Raw genomic sequence first — 16689 nt, 5'->3', positions numbered from 1 at the left:
GGTGCACTCCTCGGCACCCGCCCACCGGGACGGTCTGCCCGTCCGGTGCGCGGTCTGCCCGCCCGACCTCGGCCCCGCTGCACCCGGCCTCAGGGGCGCCAGGCGCGGCCTCAGGTCGTGGACCGCCTCCGCCGCGCCCCCGGCCGCCGCTCACTCGGCCGGGTGACCGGGTCGCCCGCCTCCAGCGCCGCGGCCCGGCGCTTCGCGCCGAAGTCGGCCAGCGCCTCGGCCAGCTTGTGCACGGACGGCTCGGGAGCCATCACGTCCACCCGCAGCCCGTGTTCCTCGGCGGTCTTGGCCGTGGCCGGGCCGATACAGGCGATCACGGTGACGTTGTGCGGCTTGCCGGCGATGCCGACCAGGTTCCGCACGGTCGACGACGAGGTGAACAGCACGGCGTCGAAACCACCGCCCTTGATCGCCTCACGCGTCTCCGCCGGCGGCGGCGAGGCCCGCACGGTCCGGTAGGCCGTGACGTCATCGACCTCCCAGCCCAGCTCGATCAGCCCGGCGACCAGCGTCTCCGTGGCGATGTCGGCTCGGGGCAGGAACACCCGGTCGATCGGGTCGAAGACCGGGTCGTAGGGCGGCCAGTCCTCCAGCAGACCGGCGGCCGACTGCTCCCCGCTCGGTACCAGGTCCGGCTTCACGCCGAAGGCGATCAGCGCCTTGGCGGTCTGCTCGCCCACCGCCGCGACCTTGATGCCCGCGAAGGCACGCGCGTCGAGCCCGTACTCCTCGAACTTCTCCCGCACGGCCTTGACCGCGTTCACCGAGGTGAAGGCGATCCACTCGTAGCGGCCCGTCACCAGGCCCTTGACCGCGCGCTCCATCTGCTGGGGCGTGCGCGGCGGCTCGACGGCGATCGTCGGCACCTCGTGCGGCACGGCCCCGTACGACCGCAGCTGGTCGGAGAGCGACGCCGCCTGCTCCTTGGTGCGCGGCACGAGCACCTTCCAGCCGAACAGCGGCTTGGACTCGAACCACGCGAGCTGGTCGCGCTGGGCGGCGGAGGAACGCTCCCCGACCACGGCTATCACCGGCCGGCCGCCCTCGGGCGAGGGCAGCACCTTGAGCTGCTTCAGCGTCTGGGCGATCGTGCCGAGCGTGGCGGTCCAGGTGCGCTGCCGCGTGGTCGTCCCGGCGACGGTGACCGTCATGGGGGTGTCCGGCTTGCGCCCGGCGGAGACCAGCTCGCCGGCCGCCGCGGCGACGGAGTCCAGCGTCGTGGAGACGACGACCGTGCCGTCCGACGCCCCGACCTCCGTCCAGCACCGGTCCGAGGCCGTGCGCGCGTCGACGAACCGCACGTCGGCGCCCTGGGCGTCCCGCAGCGGCACACCTGCGTACGCGGGCACGCCGACGGCGCTCGCGATGCCGGGCACCACCTCGAAGGGCACACCGGCGGCGGCGCACGCCAGCATCTCCTCGGCGGCGTAGGTGTCCAGTCCGGGGTCGCCGGACACCGCACGCACGACCCGCCTGCCGCCTCGCGCGGCCTCCATGACAAGATGTGCGGCATCCCGCACGGCGGGGGCGGCGACAGCGGTTGACGTGCCGTCAACTACCGTCAGCTGGGGCGCTCCTGTGCCCGGCGCCGGATCCTGTGAGGGATCGGCGTCCGTGTGCACCTCGGAGACCCCCTGCCTGGCGTGCTGACGTACGACGTCGAGCACCTCGTGCTCGGCGACGAGGACGTCCGCGTGCGCCAGCGCCTCCACGGCGCGCAGAGTCAGCAGTCCCGGATCTCCGGGTCCGGCACCCAGGAAGGTGACGTGCCCGTGTTCAGGACCGGCGGAAAGGGTGGTGGGGCTCAATGTGCTCGCTCCCCCATCAGACCGGCCGCGCCCTGGGCGAGCATCTCGGACGCCAGTTCGCGTCCGAGCGCCATGGCCCCCTCGTGCGTGTCGGGCACGGGACCGGTGGTGGACAACTGCACCATGCGCGAGCCGTCGGTGGTGCCGACGACGCCACGCAGGCGCATTTCCTTGAAAATCTGCCGGTCGGCCTGGGAGTCCCCGCGCTCCAGCGGAGCCGAGAGCGGGGGCAGGTCGGCCAACGCGCCCACGGGGGCGCTGCAACCGGCCTCCAGGGCGGCGAGCAGTGACCGCTCGGCCGTCACGGCGACCCGGGTGAAGGGGTCGTCGAGCTCGGCGAGCGCGGCGACGAGGTCCGCGTCGGCCGCGGGACACTCGATCGCCAGGGCCCCCTGGCCGGGGGCGGGCAAAACCGTGTCGACCGACAGGAAGTCGGTCACCTCGTCACCGCGGCCGATCCGGTTCAGCCCGGCGGCGGCCAGCACGACGGCGTCCAGCTCTCCGCTGCGGACGTACCCGATGCGGGTGTCGACGTTGCCGCGGATCGGTACCGTCGCTATGTCCAGCCCGTGGCTGCGCGCGTACGCGTTGAGCTGCGCCATGCGGCGCGGCGAACCCGTGCCGATGCGCGCCCCGGGGGGCAGGTCGGTGAGCTTCAGCGCGTCCCGGGCGACGATCACGTCCCTCGGGTCCTCGCGCTCGGGCACGGCGGCCACGACGAGGTCGTCGGGCTGCGTGGTGGGCAGGTCCTTCAGCGAGTGCACCGCGAAGTCGACCTCGCCCGCGAGCAGCGCGTCGCGCAGCGCGTTGACGAACACGCCGGTACCGCCGATCTGCGCCAGCGCCTCCCGGGAGACGTCGCCGTACGTGGTGATCTCGACGAGCTCGACGGGCCGCCCGGTCACCCGGCTCACGGCCTCGGCCACCTGCCCGGACTGGGCCATGGCGAGCCTGCTCCGCCGAGTACCGAGCCTCAGCGTCCTGTCATTCATGCCGGGCCTCGGTCTTCCTGGGTGGTGCTTTCCCCGGCCCGGGAGACGGCGGCCACCGTCTCGGGGTCGAGGTCGAACAGGGTGCGCAGCGCGTCCGCGTACCCGGCGCCGCCGGGTTCGGCCGCGAGCTGCTTGACCCGCACGGTCGGCGCGTGCAGCAGCTTGTCCACCACGCGCCGCACGGTCTGGGTGATCTCCGCCCGGTGCTTGTCGTCGAGGCCGGGCAGCCGCCCGTCCAGCCGGGCGATCTCGCTGGCCACGACGTCCGCGGCCATGGTGCGCAGGGCGACCACGGTCGGCGTGATGTGCGCGGCCCGCAGCGCCGCCCCGAAGGCCGCGACCTCGTCGGAGACGATACGCCTGACCTGGTCCACATCGGCAGCCATCGGAGCGTCCGCGGAGGCCTCCGCGAGCGACTCGATGTCCACCAGGCGCACCCCGGCCAGCCGGTGCACGGCCGGGTCGACGTCGCGCGGCATGGCGAGGTCCAGCAGGAACAGCACGGGTTCGGGCCGCGGCACCTGCTCGACCGGCTCGGGCCGGCGCCGCTCGGGGATCCGGCCGGCGGTGGCGGCGGTCGCGGCGAGCGCGCCGATCAGCTCGGCGTCGGCCTGCGGGCTGCGGCGGGCCGCGTCCCGGCGGTCGACGGTGCCGCCGGCGACCCAGGCGGCGTGCTGCTCCAGCGTGGCGGCGTCCATGCCGGCCACCGCGGCCTCGCCCATGACGGAGAAGCCGGGCTGCACGGCGGCCAGGTCGAGCGGGCAGTTGTCGTCGTTGCCGGCGGCCGGGACGGCGGCGGGCGTCTGCCGGGGCTGCGTCGCGTCCGCGATCTCGGCGGCCGGACGTCCCGTACGGCCCTCGACCGCGGCGGCGATCGACTCGGCGGTCAGGACCAGGCCCGTCGCGCCGGTGCAGGAGACGGCGACGTCGGCACGTGTCAGCTCGGCCGGCACCGACTCCATCGGTACCGCGCGGGCCAGCACGTCCGTGTCGTCGCCCTCGCCCAGGATCTGCGCGAGGCGCTCGGCGCGGTCGAGGGTGCGGTTGGCGACCACGATCTCGGCGACCCCGGCTCGCGCGAGGGTGGCCGCGGCGAGCGACGACATCGACCCCGCGCCGATGACCAGGGCCTTCTTGCCCCGGGCCCAGGTCTGCACGTCGCCGCGGGCGGCCAGCTGCTCCAGGCCGAAGGTGACCAGGGACTGGCCGGCGCGGTCGATGCCGGTCTCGGAGTGGGCGCGCTTGCCGACCCGCAGGGCCTGCTGGAACAGGTCGTTCAGCAGACGGCCGGCGGAGTGGACGTCCTGCGCCCGGGCCAGGGAGTCCTTGATCTGGCCGAGGATCTGCCCCTCGCCGACGACCATCGAGTCCAGGCCGCAGGCCACCGAGAACAGGTGGTGGACGGCCCGGTCCTCGTAGTGCACATAGAGATAAGGAGTGAGCTCCTCCAGGCCGACCCCGCTGTGCTGGGCGAGCAGCGTGGACAGCTCGGCGACACCGGCGTGGAACTTGTCCACGTCGGCGTAGAGCTCGATGCGGTTGCAGGTGGCGAGCACCGCGGCCTCGGTGGCCGGTTCGGCGGCGACCGTGTCCTGCAACAGCTTGACCTGCGCGTCCGCGTGCAGCGAGGCCCGCTCCAGGACGCTGACCGGGGCGCTGCGGTGGCTGAGTCCGACGACGAGGAGGCTCATGCCGGCATCACGGCGGGCATGTCCCCGTCGGGTCCCTGGTCGGCGGAGTCGCTGCGGGCGGCGGCGGCCGGCAGGGCGCCGTCGTTGCTCGCGGCTTCCTCGCCGGCCTTGCGCTGCTCGTGGAAGGCGAGGATCTGCAGCTCGATGGAGAGGTCGACCTTGCGCACGTCGACGCCCTCGGGCACCGACAGCACGGTCGGCGCGAAGTTCAGGATGGAGGTGACGCCGGCGGCCACGAGCCGGTCGCAGACGGCCTGGGCGGCACCGGCGGGGGTGGCGATGACGCCGATGGACACGCCGTTGTCCTGGATGATCTTCTCCAGGTCGTCGGAGTGCTGCACCGGCATGCCGGCGACGGGCTTGCCCGCCATGGCCGGGTCGGCGTCGATCAGCGCGGCGACGCGGAACCCGCGGGAGGCGAAGCCGCCGTAGTTGGCCAGGGCGGCGCCGAGGTTTCCGATACCGACGATCACGACCGGCCAGTCCTGGGTGAGCCCCAGTTCGCGGGAGATCTGGTACACGAGATACTCGACGTCGTAGCCGACGCCCCGGGTCCCGTAGGAGCCGAGGTAGGAGAAGTCCTTGCGCAGCTTCGCGGAGTTGACCCCCGCAGCGGCCGCGAGCTCCTCGGAGGAGACCGTGGGCACCGAGCGCTCCGACAACGCGGTCAGGGCGCGGAGGTACAGCGGAAGCCGGGCGACGGTGGCCTCGGGAATCCCTCGGCTGCGGGTCGCCGGTCGGTGAGTTCGGCCAGTTGCCACGGTGCTCCTGCGGGTAGAGCGGGGCTGTAGGCGGTCATACGTCCCTACATGACCGCCCCGTCGAAAGCAGGCTATGTCTTTGTGAACGCGTGCACAAAGATGGTGTCCGATTTGCCCGCCCAACGTGACCGGGCTCACGCGCCCCCGGCGCACGCCCGGGGAACCAGCGCACAGCCACCACCGTTCCTTCGCTTCTGGGGGCAAAACCGCACACTCTCCTCTGTGAATCCCGCCCCCGAGACCAAGCCGCCATCGATCCTAAGCGACTCAGGGACCTCTTTGTACTGATCAGTCAGTCTTCCCGGCGGCCTCAGCCGGTCAGCGCCCTGCGCAGGCGACCCTCGTCCACGCGCCAGAACGTGTGCTGCCGGCCGTCCACCAGCACCACGGGGATCTGCTCCCAGTACCGGTCGTGCAGTTCACGGTCCTCGGTGATGTCCTTCTGCTCCCAGGGGACGCCCAGATCGCCGCACACCTTCTCCACCACGACCTGTGCGTCATCGCACAGATGACAGCCGGGCTTGCGGATGAGCGTGACGAGCCGGTCCCCGGGGGATTTGCGACGCAACAGTGGGCTCATGTCGGCCATTGTCGCGCGCCCGGGCGGGAGGGGAAGCCGGCCGGAACGCCAGGGGACACGCCGGACGGTCCGAGGAGGTCCGGCGCCGATTAACGCCGCGCTCGCCCAGAGTTCACAGGGTCCCAACCTCTCGACTCCGGAACCTGCGGACGGAATGGCTATGCTCACGCCATGGCCGCTCTCGGATGGCTCACCCCCCGTAGGCGCTCCGCCACGGCGCGGAGCGTTTTGGCAGGCGAGGCCTCGGCGGAGGCAGCGCGCAAGTCCACCCAGGAAGCCGCCGCCACCATCGCGGAACCGCAGTTCCCCGTGCACGGCGACGACCGGGCCGCCGCCTTCTTCGACCTGGACAACACCGTCATGCAGGGCGCCGCCCTCTTCCACTTCGGGCGGGGCCTGTACAAGCGGAAGTTCTTCGAGACCCGCGAACTCGCCCGTTTCGCCTGGCAGCAGGCGTGGTTCCGGCTGGCCGGGGTCGAGGACCCCGAGCACATGCAGCAGGCGCGCGAGTCGGCGCTGTCCATCGTCAAGGGCCACCGCGTCGCCGAACTCCAGTCGATCGGCGAGGAGATCTACGACGAGTACATGGCCGAGCGCATCTGGCCCGGCACCCGCGCCCTCGCCCAGGCCCACCTCGACGCGGGCCAGAGGGTGTGGCTGGTGACGGCCGCCCCCGTCGAGATCGCCCAGGTGATCGCCCGCCGGCTCGGGCTGACCGGCGCCCTCGGCACGGTCGCGGAGTCCGTCGACGGCGTCTACACCGGCAAACTCGTCGGCGAGCCGCTGCACGGGCCCGCCAAGGCCGAGGCGGTCCGCGCCCTGGCCGCCGCGGAGGGCCTGGACCTCGGCCGGTGCGCCGCCTACAGCGACTCGCACAACGACATCCCGATGCTCTCGCTGGTCGGCCACCCCTACGCCATCAACCCGGACTCCAAGCTGCGCAAGCACGCCCGCGAGCTGGACTGGCGCCTGCGCGACTACCGCACCGGCCGCAAGGCCGCCAAGGTCGGCATCCCGGCCGCGGCGGGCGTCGGCGCGGTGGCGGGCGGCACGGCCGCGGCGATCGCTTTGCACCGCCGCCGCCGCTGACCCCACGTGATCGAACCGGGACACGGATGTTTGCGGCGTGACAATCCGCGTAAATCCAACTGGCGTACCCCCACAACCTCGTATCCAGTCCTCTTGGCTGCACACGGCCACAACACGCCCTGGACGCAACCCCGATCCGAAGCTTTACGATCAACAGTCGTTCACGATCTGACACTTGATGCGGCGTCAATCGGTTACGGAAGCGACGTAATCGATGATTTGAGCAACTCGGTGTAGCAGGCCCTGCACGAAGCGTTATTCTCCTCAGACGCAAACCGGTACCCCTCCGTCGCTACGACGGGTGAAAGGTCCCGCACTGCACGTGATGGAAGCTCTGCCTCTGGGAGTCCCGTGTACCCACACGTCGGGGTTGACGCCTCGGGCCTGGCTACGCTGCGCGCAACGGTCCTCGACCTGTTGCGCGGCTTCGTCCCCACCGCGTACGCCGTCCCCGCATTCGCCACCGCCGCGCCCCTCGGCCCGTGCTACGCACTGGCCGAGGGCAGCGCCGCGGTCGGCAGACGAGGCCGCCCGTCCGGGGCGGCCACCGCCCGCCGCCCGGCGGCGGACAGCGACAGCGCCCGGATGATGGACCTCGTGGAGCGCGCCCAGGCCGGCGAGGCCGACGCCTTCGGCCGCCTCTACGACCAGTACAGCGACACCGTCTACCGGTACATCTACTACCGGGTCGGCGGAAAGGCGACCGCCGAGGACCTGACCAGCGAGACCTTCCTGCGCGCCCTGCGCCGGATCGGCACCTTCACCTGGCAGGGCCGCGACTTCGGGGCCTGGCTGGTGACGATCGCGCGCAACCTGGTCGCGGACCACTTCAAGTCCAGCCGCTTCCGCCTCGAGGTCACCACGGGCGAGATGCTCGACGCCAACGAGGTCGAGCGCTCCCCGGAGGACTCCGTCCTGGAGTCCCTGTCCAACGCCGCCCTGCTCGACGCCGTGCGGCGGCTCAACCCGCAGCAGCAGGAGTGCGTCACGCTCCGCTTCCTCCAGGGCCTGTCCGTCGCCGAGACGGCCCGTGTCATGGGCAAGAACGAGGGCGCGATCAAGACCCTCCAGTACCGGGCCGTGCGTACGCTCGCCCGGCTCCTCCCGGAAGACGCCCGCTGACGGCCCGGTACGCTCGGCGACGTTCAACTCACTTTTCGTGACCGTACGTTGACTTCGGCATCCGATCATCCGGGATCCGTAACCCAAGTGCCGCGCCGCTCGTTGTGCGGGATGCAGGCTCCCTGTGGTCACCCCCTGGCCGACACCGATCACCCGTTCGTGTGGTCGTGCCCGGGGTGTGCAACCCTCAGGACCCCCTGGGGAGTCGACCGTCATGACGAGAGGAGGTGCCGCCAGTGATCGCGAACGTATCGGCGCACCGGCGGGCGAACGCCTTCGCCCAGGCCCTGGAGGAGCAGTCCGAGCCGGGCACGGCGGCCGAGAAGTCCGAAGGCCCGGCACCGGCACCGGCGGCCGGGGAACCGGCCGAGGGGTCACGCCTGCTGGCGCTGGCCTCCGGTCTCGGCGCACTGCCCAAGCCGGAGCTCGACCCGGAGGTCAAGGTCGTTCAGCGGGCCCAGCTGGTGGCCGCGTTCGAGGCCATGCTCCAGGAGGGCACCGCGGGAGGCGGGGCGACGGACCGTGCGGTCCCCGAGCAGCGCTCCACCCGGGCCCGCGGCGCCCATCGCGCGAGTTCGCTGAAGAAGTTCCGGCCCCGTTCCCGCCTCGCCAAGGGCCTCACCGCCGGCGGACTGAGCGTCGGCGTGGCCGCGAGCGCTCTCGGCGGGGTCTCCGCCGCCAGCTCCGACGCCCTGCCCGGCGACTCGCTCTACGGCCTCAAGCGCGGCATCGAGGACGTCAAGCTCGGCCTCGCCGACGGGGCGCACGAGCGCGGCCGGGTCTACCTCGACCACGCCTCCACCCGCCTCAGCGAAGCCCGCCGCCTGATGGAGCGGGGCCGCAGCGGCCCCCTCGACCACGAGTCCCTGGGCGAGATCCGCCGCGCCCTGTCCGGCATGCGGCACGACGCGTCCGAGGGCCACCGGCTGCTGAGCGAGGCGTTCCGGCGCGACCCGGACTCGCTCGGTCCCATCCAGGCCCTGTCCGCGTTCTCCAGCTCCCACCGCGAGGCCTGGGGCGAGCTGCGCGAGAGACTCCCCGTCCAGCTCGGGGACGTCAGCGAGCAGGTGTCGTCGGTGTTCGACGCCATAGACGAGGACGTGGCCCCGCTGCGCTCCCTGCTCCCCGAGCCCCCGGCCAGGGGCGGCGGCGGAGCGAGCGAGCGGCAGGGAGCCTCGCAGTCCGCGCCCGCGGGCCCCTCCGGCACCGACGACCGCTCGACGCGCCCCGGCGACAGCGGCGGCCGGCACAGCGACAAGGGCAGCACCGGCAGCGGCAGCCCCAGCCGCTCGGCCGGCACCGGCAAGGACGACGACGGCCTGCTCGGCGGCAACACCGGCGGCCTCCTCGATCCGCCGAAGGACAGCGAGGCCAGCACGTCCCCGTCCGCGGACGACGTCACTCCCGCCCCCGAGCCGGATGTGACGCTCCCGCCGCTCCTGCCGGGCCTGCTGCCCGGCCTGGACATCGACAGCGAGGACGCCGACTAGCCGGCGGTCGACAGTGGGGGCGCCCCTTCGGCAAGGGGCGCCCCCATCGTCGTACCCGTGAGACCGCCGGATCAGAAGAACACCGACCGCCGTTGCACCAGCAGCTTGTACAGGGTGTGCTGAATCTGTTCCCTGACCTGGTCGGTCAGGTTGAACATCAGCATCGGGTCCTCGGCCGCCTCGGGCGGGTAACCGTCCGTCGGGATCGGCTCGCCGAACTGGATCGTCCACTTGGTCGGCAGCGGAACCGCCCCGAGCGGCCCGAGCCAGGGGAACGTGGGCGTGACCGGGAAGTACGGCAGGCCCAGCAGCCGGGCCAGGGTCTTGGCATTGCCGATCATCGGGTAGATCTCCTCCGCCCCGACGATCGAGCACGGGATGATCGGCGTCCCCGCCCGCAGGGCCGTGGAGACGAAACCGCCGCGGCCGAAGCGCTGCAGCTTGTAGCGGTCCGCGAAGGGCTTGCCGAGCCCTTTGAAGCCCTCCGGCATCACCCCGACCAGCTCGCCCTGCTCCAGCAGGCGGGCCGCGTCCTCCGCGCACGCCAGGGTGTGACCCAGCTTGCGGGCCAGCTCGTTGACCACCGGCAGCATGAACACCAGGTCGGCGGCCAGGAGGCGCAGATGCCGGCCCGCCGGATGGTTGTCGTGCACGGCCACCTGCATCATCAGGCCGTCCATCGGCAGCGTCCCGGAGTGGTTGGCGACGATCAGGGCGCCGCCCTCGGACGGGATGTTCTCGACGCCCTTCACCTCGACCCGGAAGTACTTCTCGTACAGCGGGCGCAGCATCGACATCAGGACCTGGTCGGTCAGTTCCTCGTCGTAGCCGAAGTCGTCGACCTCGTAGTCGCCGGTGAGGCGGCGGCGCAGGAACGCCAGGCCGCCGGCGATCCGCCGCTCCAGGGCGCTCCCGCCGTCCGGCTCCCGCGGCGGCTGTTCCCCGGCGGTCACGGGGACGTCCTCCTGCGCGGCGGCACCGGTGGGCAGGGGCTGCACCTCACGGACCGGTGCCGGATCCACGCCCGGGCGGCGGGCGCCCGCGCTGCGGCGGCGCTGGGGGCGCTGCGCCGCACCGCCCCGGGACCGGTCGTCGTCGAACGGAATGACCTTGGCGTCCGCCATCGTTGCTGCGCTCCTCAGTTGGCGCTCTGCGTCGGGAGGTGGGCGCCGCCCGCGAGGGGCAGCGCGGCGATCCGGTCGACGGCCCCCGCGAGGGCCTCCGGCGGAAGGAGTCCGGGACTCTGGCTGCGGGCGAAGTCCGCGAACGTCTCCGCGGTCGTGTACTTGGGCTGGAATCCCAGCGTCTCGCGCATCTGGCCCGTGGACACGACCCTGCCGTGGGTCAGCAGCCGGATCTGCTCGGGCGAGAAGTCCGACATTCCCAGCGTACGCACCAGCGAGCCGGCCCAGGTGACCGCGGGGAGCAGCAGGGGCACGGTGGGGCGGCCCAGGCGCCTGGAGCACTGGGAGAGCAGCAGCACGCCGTCCCCGGCGATGTTGAAGGTGCCGCTGTTGAGGGTGCCGCGCCGCGGCTCGTGGGAGGCGATGCGCAGCACCTCGATCACGTCGTCCTCGTGCACGAACTGCAGCCGCGGGTCGTAGCCGAACACGGTGGGCAGCACGGGCAGGGCGAAGTAGGAGGCGAGCGGGGTGTCCGCGGTCGGGCCGAGGATGTTGGCGAACCGCAGCACGCACACCGCCACGTCGGGCCGCCGGCGCGCGAAGCCCCGGACGTAGCCCTCGACCTCGCAGGTGTCCTTGGCGAAGCCACCGCTGGGCAGGGACTTGGGCGGGGTCGTCTCGGTGAAGACGGCCGGGTCGCGGGGCGCGGAGCCGTAGACGTTGGTGCTGGACTTCACGACCAGCCGCTGCACCGCCGGGGACTTCTGGCAGGCACCGAGCAGCTGCATGGTGCCGATGACGTTGGTCTCCTTCAGGGAGGCCCGGTTGCCGCTGCCCAGCGGTGTGCCTGTCACGTCGAGGTGGACGACCGTGTCGGCGCCCGTCTCGGCGAGCACCCGCGCGATCCCGGGCTGGCGGATGTCGGCCTGGACGAAGTCCGCGCCGCCCAGATGGTGCTCGGGCGGCACCGCGTCCACGGCGACGACCCGGTCGACGTCCTGGTCACGCTGGATCCGCCGGACGAACCGGCCCCCCAGCTGGCGGGCCACTCCGGTGACGAGCACGACCTTGCCCAAGATCAGCGCCTTCCTTCAGAAACGTCCCTGTCCCGCCGCGTTCCCCCGTGGGGCCAACTTAGCGGGTCGGCGTCGCACTGTGACGACCGCCGGATGCGCGGGGTGACAGATGCCAGCCGGACGCAGGAGCCGGACATGCGTGTGGCCCCCCACCGACGGTGGGGGGCCACAGCAACGCTCTCGCGTCGTCCGCGTCGCGAACCTACTTCTTGTTGCGACGCTGAACGCGCGTGCGCTTGAGCAGCTTGCGGTGCTTCTTCTTCGCCATCCGCTTGCGCCGCTTCTTGATAACAGAGCCCACGACTACCCTCGCTCACTTCTCATCACTCGGTGTTTGGGCGCCATGGGCCCATACGACCTACGAGGGGTCAGCCTACCCGCCCGAGCGCTGAGGTCGTAATCGAGGGGGCCGGGGAGATCCCCGAGTGCCCTGCGGGGCCTCCCCGCCCCAGCCGTCAGGCGGTGTCCACCCCCACGTAACTCTCGCGGAGGTACTCGTGAACCGCTTGCTCGGGGACGCGGAAGGACCGCCCCACCCGGATCGCGGGCAGATGACCGCTGTGCACCAGCCGGTACACGGTCATCTTCGACACTCGCATCACCGAGGCGACTTCCGCCACGGTAAGGAACTGAACCTCGTTCAGAGGCCTCTCGCCAGCTGCAGCCATGACACACCTGAACCTTCCGCACTCGACGGCCACCGGCTTCCCCTTCCGGTGACTCTTCGTCGCTGCGTGCTCACTCCCCAATGTAGGGGCGGGTGATGCGAGTGGGGAAGAGGTGCACCCATCGGCGGCCTACTGTGACAGACACGCCCGATTGAGTACGTAGCGGGTCAGCGGCAGGTAGTAATCGGACCGCACGCCGTCATCCAGTGGAACGGCGACGGCCACGGACCCCTCGGCCTCCCCCACGAACAGCGCCGGGTCGTCCGTGTCGGCCGGTCCGATGGCCTCGAACCCCAGCTGACCTGCCCCGCAGACCCAGCCGTGGTCGCCGATCACCAGCCCGGGAAGGGGCCCGCCGGCCTCCGCCGCGGCGGCGAGCGCGGTGCGTACCGGGAGGGGTGAGTGCGTATGTGCGCCGGGCTCACAACCGGGGCGTTCGGGGGCGGGGGTCCGCACGAGCGCCACTCCCCGTACGTAGTCGAGGACGAACGTACGTAGACCGAACCGGGTCGTTATGTCGACACAGCGACCCTGCGCCGGTGTGAGGACGGCACATCCCGCCGCCGACAAGGCGTCTGCGAGAGCGGCGTAGAAACCGAGGAGCCGGTGCGGGTGCCCCGTGCCGAGCAGCACGGCGGCACCCCGCCGCACGGCGTCGCCGAGCCGGTCCGCGAAGGCGTCCAGGGCCGCCACGGTCCGGGCCGGGTCGATCACATCCTGGCCGGAAGTACACCGGTGATCGGCCGAAACTCCGCACCGGTCCGCCATCAGCTCCAGCAACTCCCGCTGCTGCCAGGCACCTTCCGGGTCGATGCCGAGCAGCACGCGGGGATCCCGGGCCGCGAAGAGCCGGTAGCGCCGCAGGCTACCCTCCCGCGAGGTCGCCACGGTGCCGGCCAGCCGCGCGCCCACGAGGTGCGCGCGAAGAGCTTGCGGGGTCAGCACGAGGAGATCGTGCGCGACGGCCCCCGCACCTGTCCCGGGAACGCCCGAACACCGCACGGTCGGCCTACGCCGGTCGGCACAGCGCCCCGTCACCCACCCCGTGCCGGGGCGCCCTCCGGCTCACCCCTCGCCGCTCAGGCCAGCAGCCCCCGCAGCGGGAACACCGCCCGGCGAGCCGCCAGGACCGCCTGGTCGAGCCGGTCGGCGGGGTCGTAGCCCTCCTCCCAGGCGGACCAGCCGACGGGCCAGCGTCCGTCCGTCATGCGCGCGGGCGCCAACTGCCGTGTTCTGGCGAACACTTCCTGCCGCCACGCCTCGGGGATCATCGCCTCGGGCGCCACGGCCCGGCCCGCGGCGATCGCGACCAGGTGCGTCCAGGACCGCGGTACGACGTCCACCACCGCGTAACCGCCCCCGCCCAGGGCCACCCACCGGCCGTCGGCGTGCTCGTGCGCCAGGTCGTGACAGGCCACCTGCACCGCCCGCTGCGCGTCCAGGGACACCGCCAGGTGCGCCAGCGGGTCCTCGAAGTGCGTGTCGGCCCCGTGCTGCGTCACCAGCACCTGCGGGCGGAAGTCGGCGATCAGCTCCGGCACGATCGCGTGGAACGCCCGCAGCCAGCCCGCGTCCCCGGTGCCGGCCGGCAGCGCCACGTTCACCGCGCAGCCCTCCGCCGAGCCCGCCCCCGTCTCCTCCGGCCACCCGGTCTGCGGGAACAACGTCCGGGGATGCTCGTGCAGGGAGATCGTCAGCACCCGGGGGTCCTCCCAGAACGCCGCCTGCACCCCGTCCCCGTGGTGCACGTCGACGTCGACGTACGCGACCCGCTCGGCGCCCAGCTCCAGCAGCCGGGCGATGGCGAGGGAGGCGTCGTTGTAGATGCAGAAACCGGAGGCGCCGCCCGGCATCGCGTGGTGCAGCCCGCCCGCGAAGTTCACCGCGTGCAGCGCCTCCCCGCGCCACACGGCCTCCGCCGCCCCCACCGACTGCCCGGCGATCAGCGACGACACCTCGTGCATCCCGGCGAACGCCGGATCGTCCATGGTCCCCAGCCCGTACGACTGGTCGGCGGCCCCCGGGTCCGCCGAGGCCGCCTTCACCGCCTCGATGTAGTCCTCCCGGTGCACGAGCCGCAGTGTCGACTCCCCGGCCGCCTTCGCGGCGACCACGTCCACCTCCCGGTCCAGCCCGAAGGCACCGACCAGCCTCCGGGTCAGCGCCAGCCGGACCGGGTCCATCGGATGGCCCGAGCCGAAGTCATAGCCCGTTACTGCCTCGTCCCACATCAGCTGTGCGCGGCCGCTCATGCCCGCCACCGTATCGGTCCGGTTGAGTCGCGAACGACCGGGCGTACACCAGCGTCACCAGCACCAACACCATCGGCACCAGCATGGCCCCGCGGTAGCTCCACGCCTCCCCGAGCGCCCCCACCAGCGGCGAACCGATCAGGAACCCCACGTAGTTGAAGACGTTCAGCCGCGCCACGGCCGCGTCCGAGGCACCCGGGAACAGCCTCCCGGCCGCCGCGAACGTCTGCGGCACCAGCACGCACAGACCCAGCCCGAGCAGGGTGAACCCCAGCATCCCCAGCCACGCCCCGGGCGCCGACGCCACCACGGCGAACCCGCCGGCCGCCACCAGTGCCCCGCCCCGCACCACCGCCACGGCCCCGAGCCGCCGCACCCCGAAGTCCCCGATCGCCCGCCCCAGCAGCGTGGTGACCATGTACACGTTGTACGGCACGGTCGCCATCTGCTCGGAACTCCCGAGCACGTCCTGCAGGTACTTCGCACTCCAGTTGGAGACGGTCGAGTCGCCGATGTAGGCCACCGTCATCACCAGGCACAACGGCAGCAGCAGCTTGAGGACCGGCGTCTGCCCCTCACCGGCCTTCTCCGCCGCACCGGCCACCACATCCCGGTCATCGTCGACGTACCACCGGCTCCCCACCAGCACGGCGGGCAGCAGCACCACCACGACCGGCAGGTACGACACCCACAGCGCCAGTTCCCGGTGCGCCCCGGCCCACGCCAGCGAGGCCCCGACGATCCCGCCCAGACTGTAGGCCGCGTGGAAACTCAGCATGATGCTGCGCCCGTACGACCGCTGCAGGCTCACCCCGAGCATGTTCATCGACGCGTCCAGCACACCGACGGCGAGACCGAACGCGGCGAGGCAGACGCCCAGTTCGACCATCCGCCGCCCGGCCCCCACGCCGAGCAGCGCCAGCAGCACCACCGGCTGGGACCACCGCAGCAGCCGGCTGGGGGGCAACCGCTTCACCAGCCGCTCGGTCGTCACACTGCCGATCCCCGCCAGGATCGGGACCGCCGCCAGGAAGGCGGGCAGCAGCGCGTCGGACACCCCGTACCGGTCCTGGATGGCGGGGATCCGCGTCACCAGCAGGGCGAAGGCGACTCCCTGCACGAAGAAGCCGAACGCCAACGAGGCCCGGCCGCGCCGCAGCACTTCAGTCATGGCGGCGAGCGTAGGGCCCCGGCCTACCCGTGGGTAGATCCGGCCAAAGATGAATTCGCCTCATCTTCCCCGCCGCGACGGGCCTCAGCCCAGCAGACCGATCAGCTCTCCCATGTCCGAGAACAGCCCACGGCAGCCGGCCAATCTGTCCGCCGGCGTCATGGCGGTGAACCCGTACACGTCCATCCCTGCCGCGACGGCGGCCTGCACCCCCAGCGGACTGTCCTCGACGACGACACACCGCTCCGGCGCCACGCCCATCCGCTCCGCCGCGTACAGGAAGAGATCGGGAGCCGGCTTGCCCCGCCCCACGTCCTGCGAGCTGAAGACCCGCCCTTCGTCGAACCACCGGTCCAGCCCGGTCGTCCGATGCCCCACCCGGATCCGCTCGTGGCTCCCGGACGACGCCACGCAGTACGGCACGGAGTCCGCGGTGAGCTTCTGCAGTACTTCCTCGACACCTTCGACCGGCTTCAGGTCCCGCTCGAAGGCCGCGAAGACGCGAGCGTGGAAGACGTCGTCGAACTCCTCGGGCAGCCGCCGCCCGGTCCGCTCCCCCACCAGGTCGTGGACACGGTGCATCGCGGCCCCCATGTAGTCGCGCAGGGACTCCTCGTAGGTCGTCGGGTGCCCCAGCTCGGTGAGGTAGGCGGCCAGGTGCCGGTTGGAAATCGGCTCACTGTCGACGAGGACACCGTCATTGTCGAAGATCACGAGGTCATAGCGCACCACTACACCCTAAACGCAGAAAACCCCCGCATCTTTCGATGCGGGGGTTCTCCCAATGATTGTTCGGCGGCGTCCTACTCTCCCACAGGGTCCCCCCTGCAGTACCATCGGCGCTGTAAGGCTTAGC

At 72.1% G+C, this 16689-nt stretch carries 16 protein-coding genes and 1 rRNA gene; 3 read left to right on the top strand and 14 right to left on the bottom strand.

Annotated elements, in window-relative coordinates:
• Positions 1 to 110: 110 nt before the first annotated feature.
• The 5 genes from Q5694_RS27415 to Q5694_RS27395 form a co-directional block, all read right to left on the bottom strand.
• Positions 111 to 1817, bottom strand: a complete 1707-nt coding sequence (locus Q5694_RS27415) for a bifunctional uroporphyrinogen-III C-methyltransferase/uroporphyrinogen-III synthase (protein ID WP_333936067.1) — start codon at positions 1815 to 1817, stop codon at positions 111 to 113.
• Positions 1814 to 2809: a hydroxymethylbilane synthase gene (hemC, locus tag Q5694_RS27410; RefSeq protein ID WP_333936066.1), complete on the bottom strand. Its 996-nt coding sequence runs from the start codon at positions 2807 to 2809 to the stop codon at positions 1814 to 1816. The genes Q5694_RS27415 and hemC overlap by 4 nt, the downstream gene beginning before the upstream one ends.
• Complete coding sequence (locus tag Q5694_RS27405; RefSeq protein WP_333936065.1) at positions 2806 to 4500, bottom strand: glutamyl-tRNA reductase; 1695 nt, start codon at positions 4498 to 4500, stop codon at positions 2806 to 2808. Before Q5694_RS27405 ends, hemC begins: the two co-directional genes overlap by 4 nt.
• Positions 4497 to 5261 carry a redox-sensing transcriptional repressor Rex gene (locus Q5694_RS27400; RefSeq protein ID WP_333936064.1) on the bottom strand — a complete coding sequence of 255 codons (765 nt, stop codon included), beginning with the start codon at positions 5259 to 5261 and terminating at the stop codon, positions 4497 to 4499. The genes Q5694_RS27405 and Q5694_RS27400 overlap by 4 nt, the downstream gene beginning before the upstream one ends.
• A 310-nt stretch (positions 5262 to 5571) precedes the next feature.
• Positions 5572 to 5850, bottom strand: coding sequence for a glutaredoxin family protein (locus Q5694_RS27395; protein ID WP_333936063.1), 279 nt, complete (start codon positions 5848 to 5850; stop codon positions 5572 to 5574).
• Positions 5851 to 6012: 162 nt separating this feature from the next.
• Here Q5694_RS27395 and Q5694_RS27390 point away from each other — a divergent pair, with 162 nt between their 5' ends.
• The 3 genes from Q5694_RS27390 to Q5694_RS27380 all read left to right on the top strand — a co-directional run bounded on the left by Q5694_RS27390 (position 6013) and on the right by Q5694_RS27380 (position 9542).
• The gene (locus tag Q5694_RS27390) at positions 6013 to 6930 is read left to right on the top strand and encodes an HAD family hydrolase (RefSeq protein ID WP_333936062.1); all 918 of its coding nucleotides are present in this window, start codon (positions 6013 to 6015) and stop codon (positions 6928 to 6930) included.
• A gap of 351 nt (positions 6931 to 7281) precedes the next feature.
• Positions 7282 to 8052: an ECF subfamily RNA polymerase sigma factor, BldN family gene (locus Q5694_RS27385; protein WP_333936061.1), complete on the top strand. Its 771-nt coding sequence runs from the start codon at positions 7282 to 7284 to the stop codon at positions 8050 to 8052.
• A gap of 236 nt (positions 8053 to 8288) precedes the next feature.
• Entirely contained in the window at positions 8289 to 9542 is a 1254-nt protein-coding gene (locus Q5694_RS27380; protein ID WP_333936060.1) for a DUF5667 domain-containing protein, read from the top strand.
• 71 nt (positions 9543 to 9613) lie between these two features.
• Here the strand turns inward: Q5694_RS27380 and Q5694_RS27375 are convergent, their stop codons facing one another.
• The 9 genes from Q5694_RS27375 to rrf all read right to left on the bottom strand — a co-directional run.
• Positions 9614 to 10666, bottom strand: a complete 1053-nt coding sequence (locus Q5694_RS27375) for a lysophospholipid acyltransferase family protein (protein ID WP_333936059.1) — start codon at positions 10664 to 10666, stop codon at positions 9614 to 9616.
• Between the two features lie 14 nt (positions 10667 to 10680).
• Complete coding sequence (locus Q5694_RS27370; RefSeq protein WP_333936058.1) at positions 10681 to 11742, bottom strand: NAD-dependent epimerase/dehydratase family protein; 1062 nt, start codon at positions 11740 to 11742, stop codon at positions 10681 to 10683.
• A 202-nt stretch (positions 11743 to 11944) separates the two neighbouring features.
• Complete coding sequence (locus Q5694_RS27365; protein WP_003948845.1) at positions 11945 to 12043, bottom strand: 30S ribosomal protein bS22; 99 nt, start codon at positions 12041 to 12043, stop codon at positions 11945 to 11947.
• Between the two features lie 154 nt (positions 12044 to 12197).
• Entirely contained in the window at positions 12198 to 12410 is a 213-nt protein-coding gene (locus tag Q5694_RS27360) for a helix-turn-helix domain-containing protein (protein ID WP_157842153.1), read from the bottom strand.
• 129 nt (positions 12411 to 12539) lie between these two features.
• A complete protein-coding gene (locus Q5694_RS27355) occupies positions 12540 to 13355 on the bottom strand; it encodes a phosphatase (protein WP_333936057.1) in 816 nt (271 codons plus the stop codon).
• A 134-nt stretch (positions 13356 to 13489) separates the two neighbouring features.
• Positions 13490 to 14662: an acetoin utilization protein AcuC gene (locus Q5694_RS27350; RefSeq protein WP_333936056.1), complete on the bottom strand. Its 1173-nt coding sequence runs from the start codon at positions 14660 to 14662 to the stop codon at positions 13490 to 13492.
• Positions 14613 to 15833, bottom strand: a complete 1221-nt coding sequence (locus Q5694_RS27345; RefSeq protein WP_333936055.1) for an MFS transporter — start codon at positions 15831 to 15833, stop codon at positions 14613 to 14615. The genes Q5694_RS27350 and Q5694_RS27345 overlap by 50 nt, the downstream gene beginning before the upstream one ends.
• A gap of 84 nt (positions 15834 to 15917) precedes the next feature.
• Positions 15918 to 16562: an HAD family hydrolase gene (locus tag Q5694_RS27340; RefSeq protein ID WP_333936054.1), complete on the bottom strand. Its 645-nt coding sequence runs from the start codon at positions 16560 to 16562 to the stop codon at positions 15918 to 15920.
• A 61-nt stretch (positions 16563 to 16623) separates the two neighbouring features.
• Positions 16624 to 16689: ribosomal RNA gene (gene rrf, locus Q5694_RS34900) — 5S ribosomal RNA — on the bottom strand; the annotation flags it as partial.

The organism is Streptomyces sp. AHA2 (genome assembly GCF_036857595.1).
GTDB lineage: Bacteria > Actinomycetota > Actinomycetes > Streptomycetales > Streptomycetaceae > Streptomyces.
The sequence above is the reverse complement of the archived record's forward strand: the minus strand, read 5'-3'. Positions and strand labels throughout refer to the sequence as shown.

Bases quoted from the DNA above. Each gene is read 5' to 3' on its own strand.
- hemC (WP_333936066.1), bottom strand. From the start codon at position 2,809: ATGAATGACAGGACGCTGAGGCTCGGTACTCGGCGGAGCAGGCTCGCC.
- Q5694_RS27405 (WP_333936065.1), bottom strand. From the start codon at position 4,500: ATGAGCCTCCTCGTCGTCGGACTCAGCCACCGCAGCGCCCCGGTCAGC.
- Q5694_RS27395 (WP_333936063.1), bottom strand. From the start codon at position 5,850: ATGGCCGACATGAGCCCACTGTTGCGTCGCAAATCCCCCGGGGACCGG.
- Q5694_RS27390 (WP_333936062.1), top strand. From the start codon at position 6,013: ATGGCCGCTCTCGGATGGCTCACCCCCCGTAGGCGCTCCGCCACGGCG.
- Q5694_RS27375 (WP_333936059.1), bottom strand. From the start codon at position 10,666: ATGGCGGACGCCAAGGTCATTCCGTTCGACGACGACCGGTCCCGGGGC.
- Q5694_RS27360 (WP_157842153.1), bottom strand. From the start codon at position 12,410: ATGGCTGCAGCTGGCGAGAGGCCTCTGAACGAGGTTCAGTTCCTTACC.
- Q5694_RS27350 (WP_333936056.1), bottom strand. From the start codon at position 14,662: ATGAGCGGCCGCGCACAGCTGATGTGGGACGAGGCAGTAACGGGCTAT.
- Q5694_RS27345 (WP_333936055.1), bottom strand. From the start codon at position 15,833: ATGACTGAAGTGCTGCGGCGCGGCCGGGCCTCGTTGGCGTTCGGCTTC.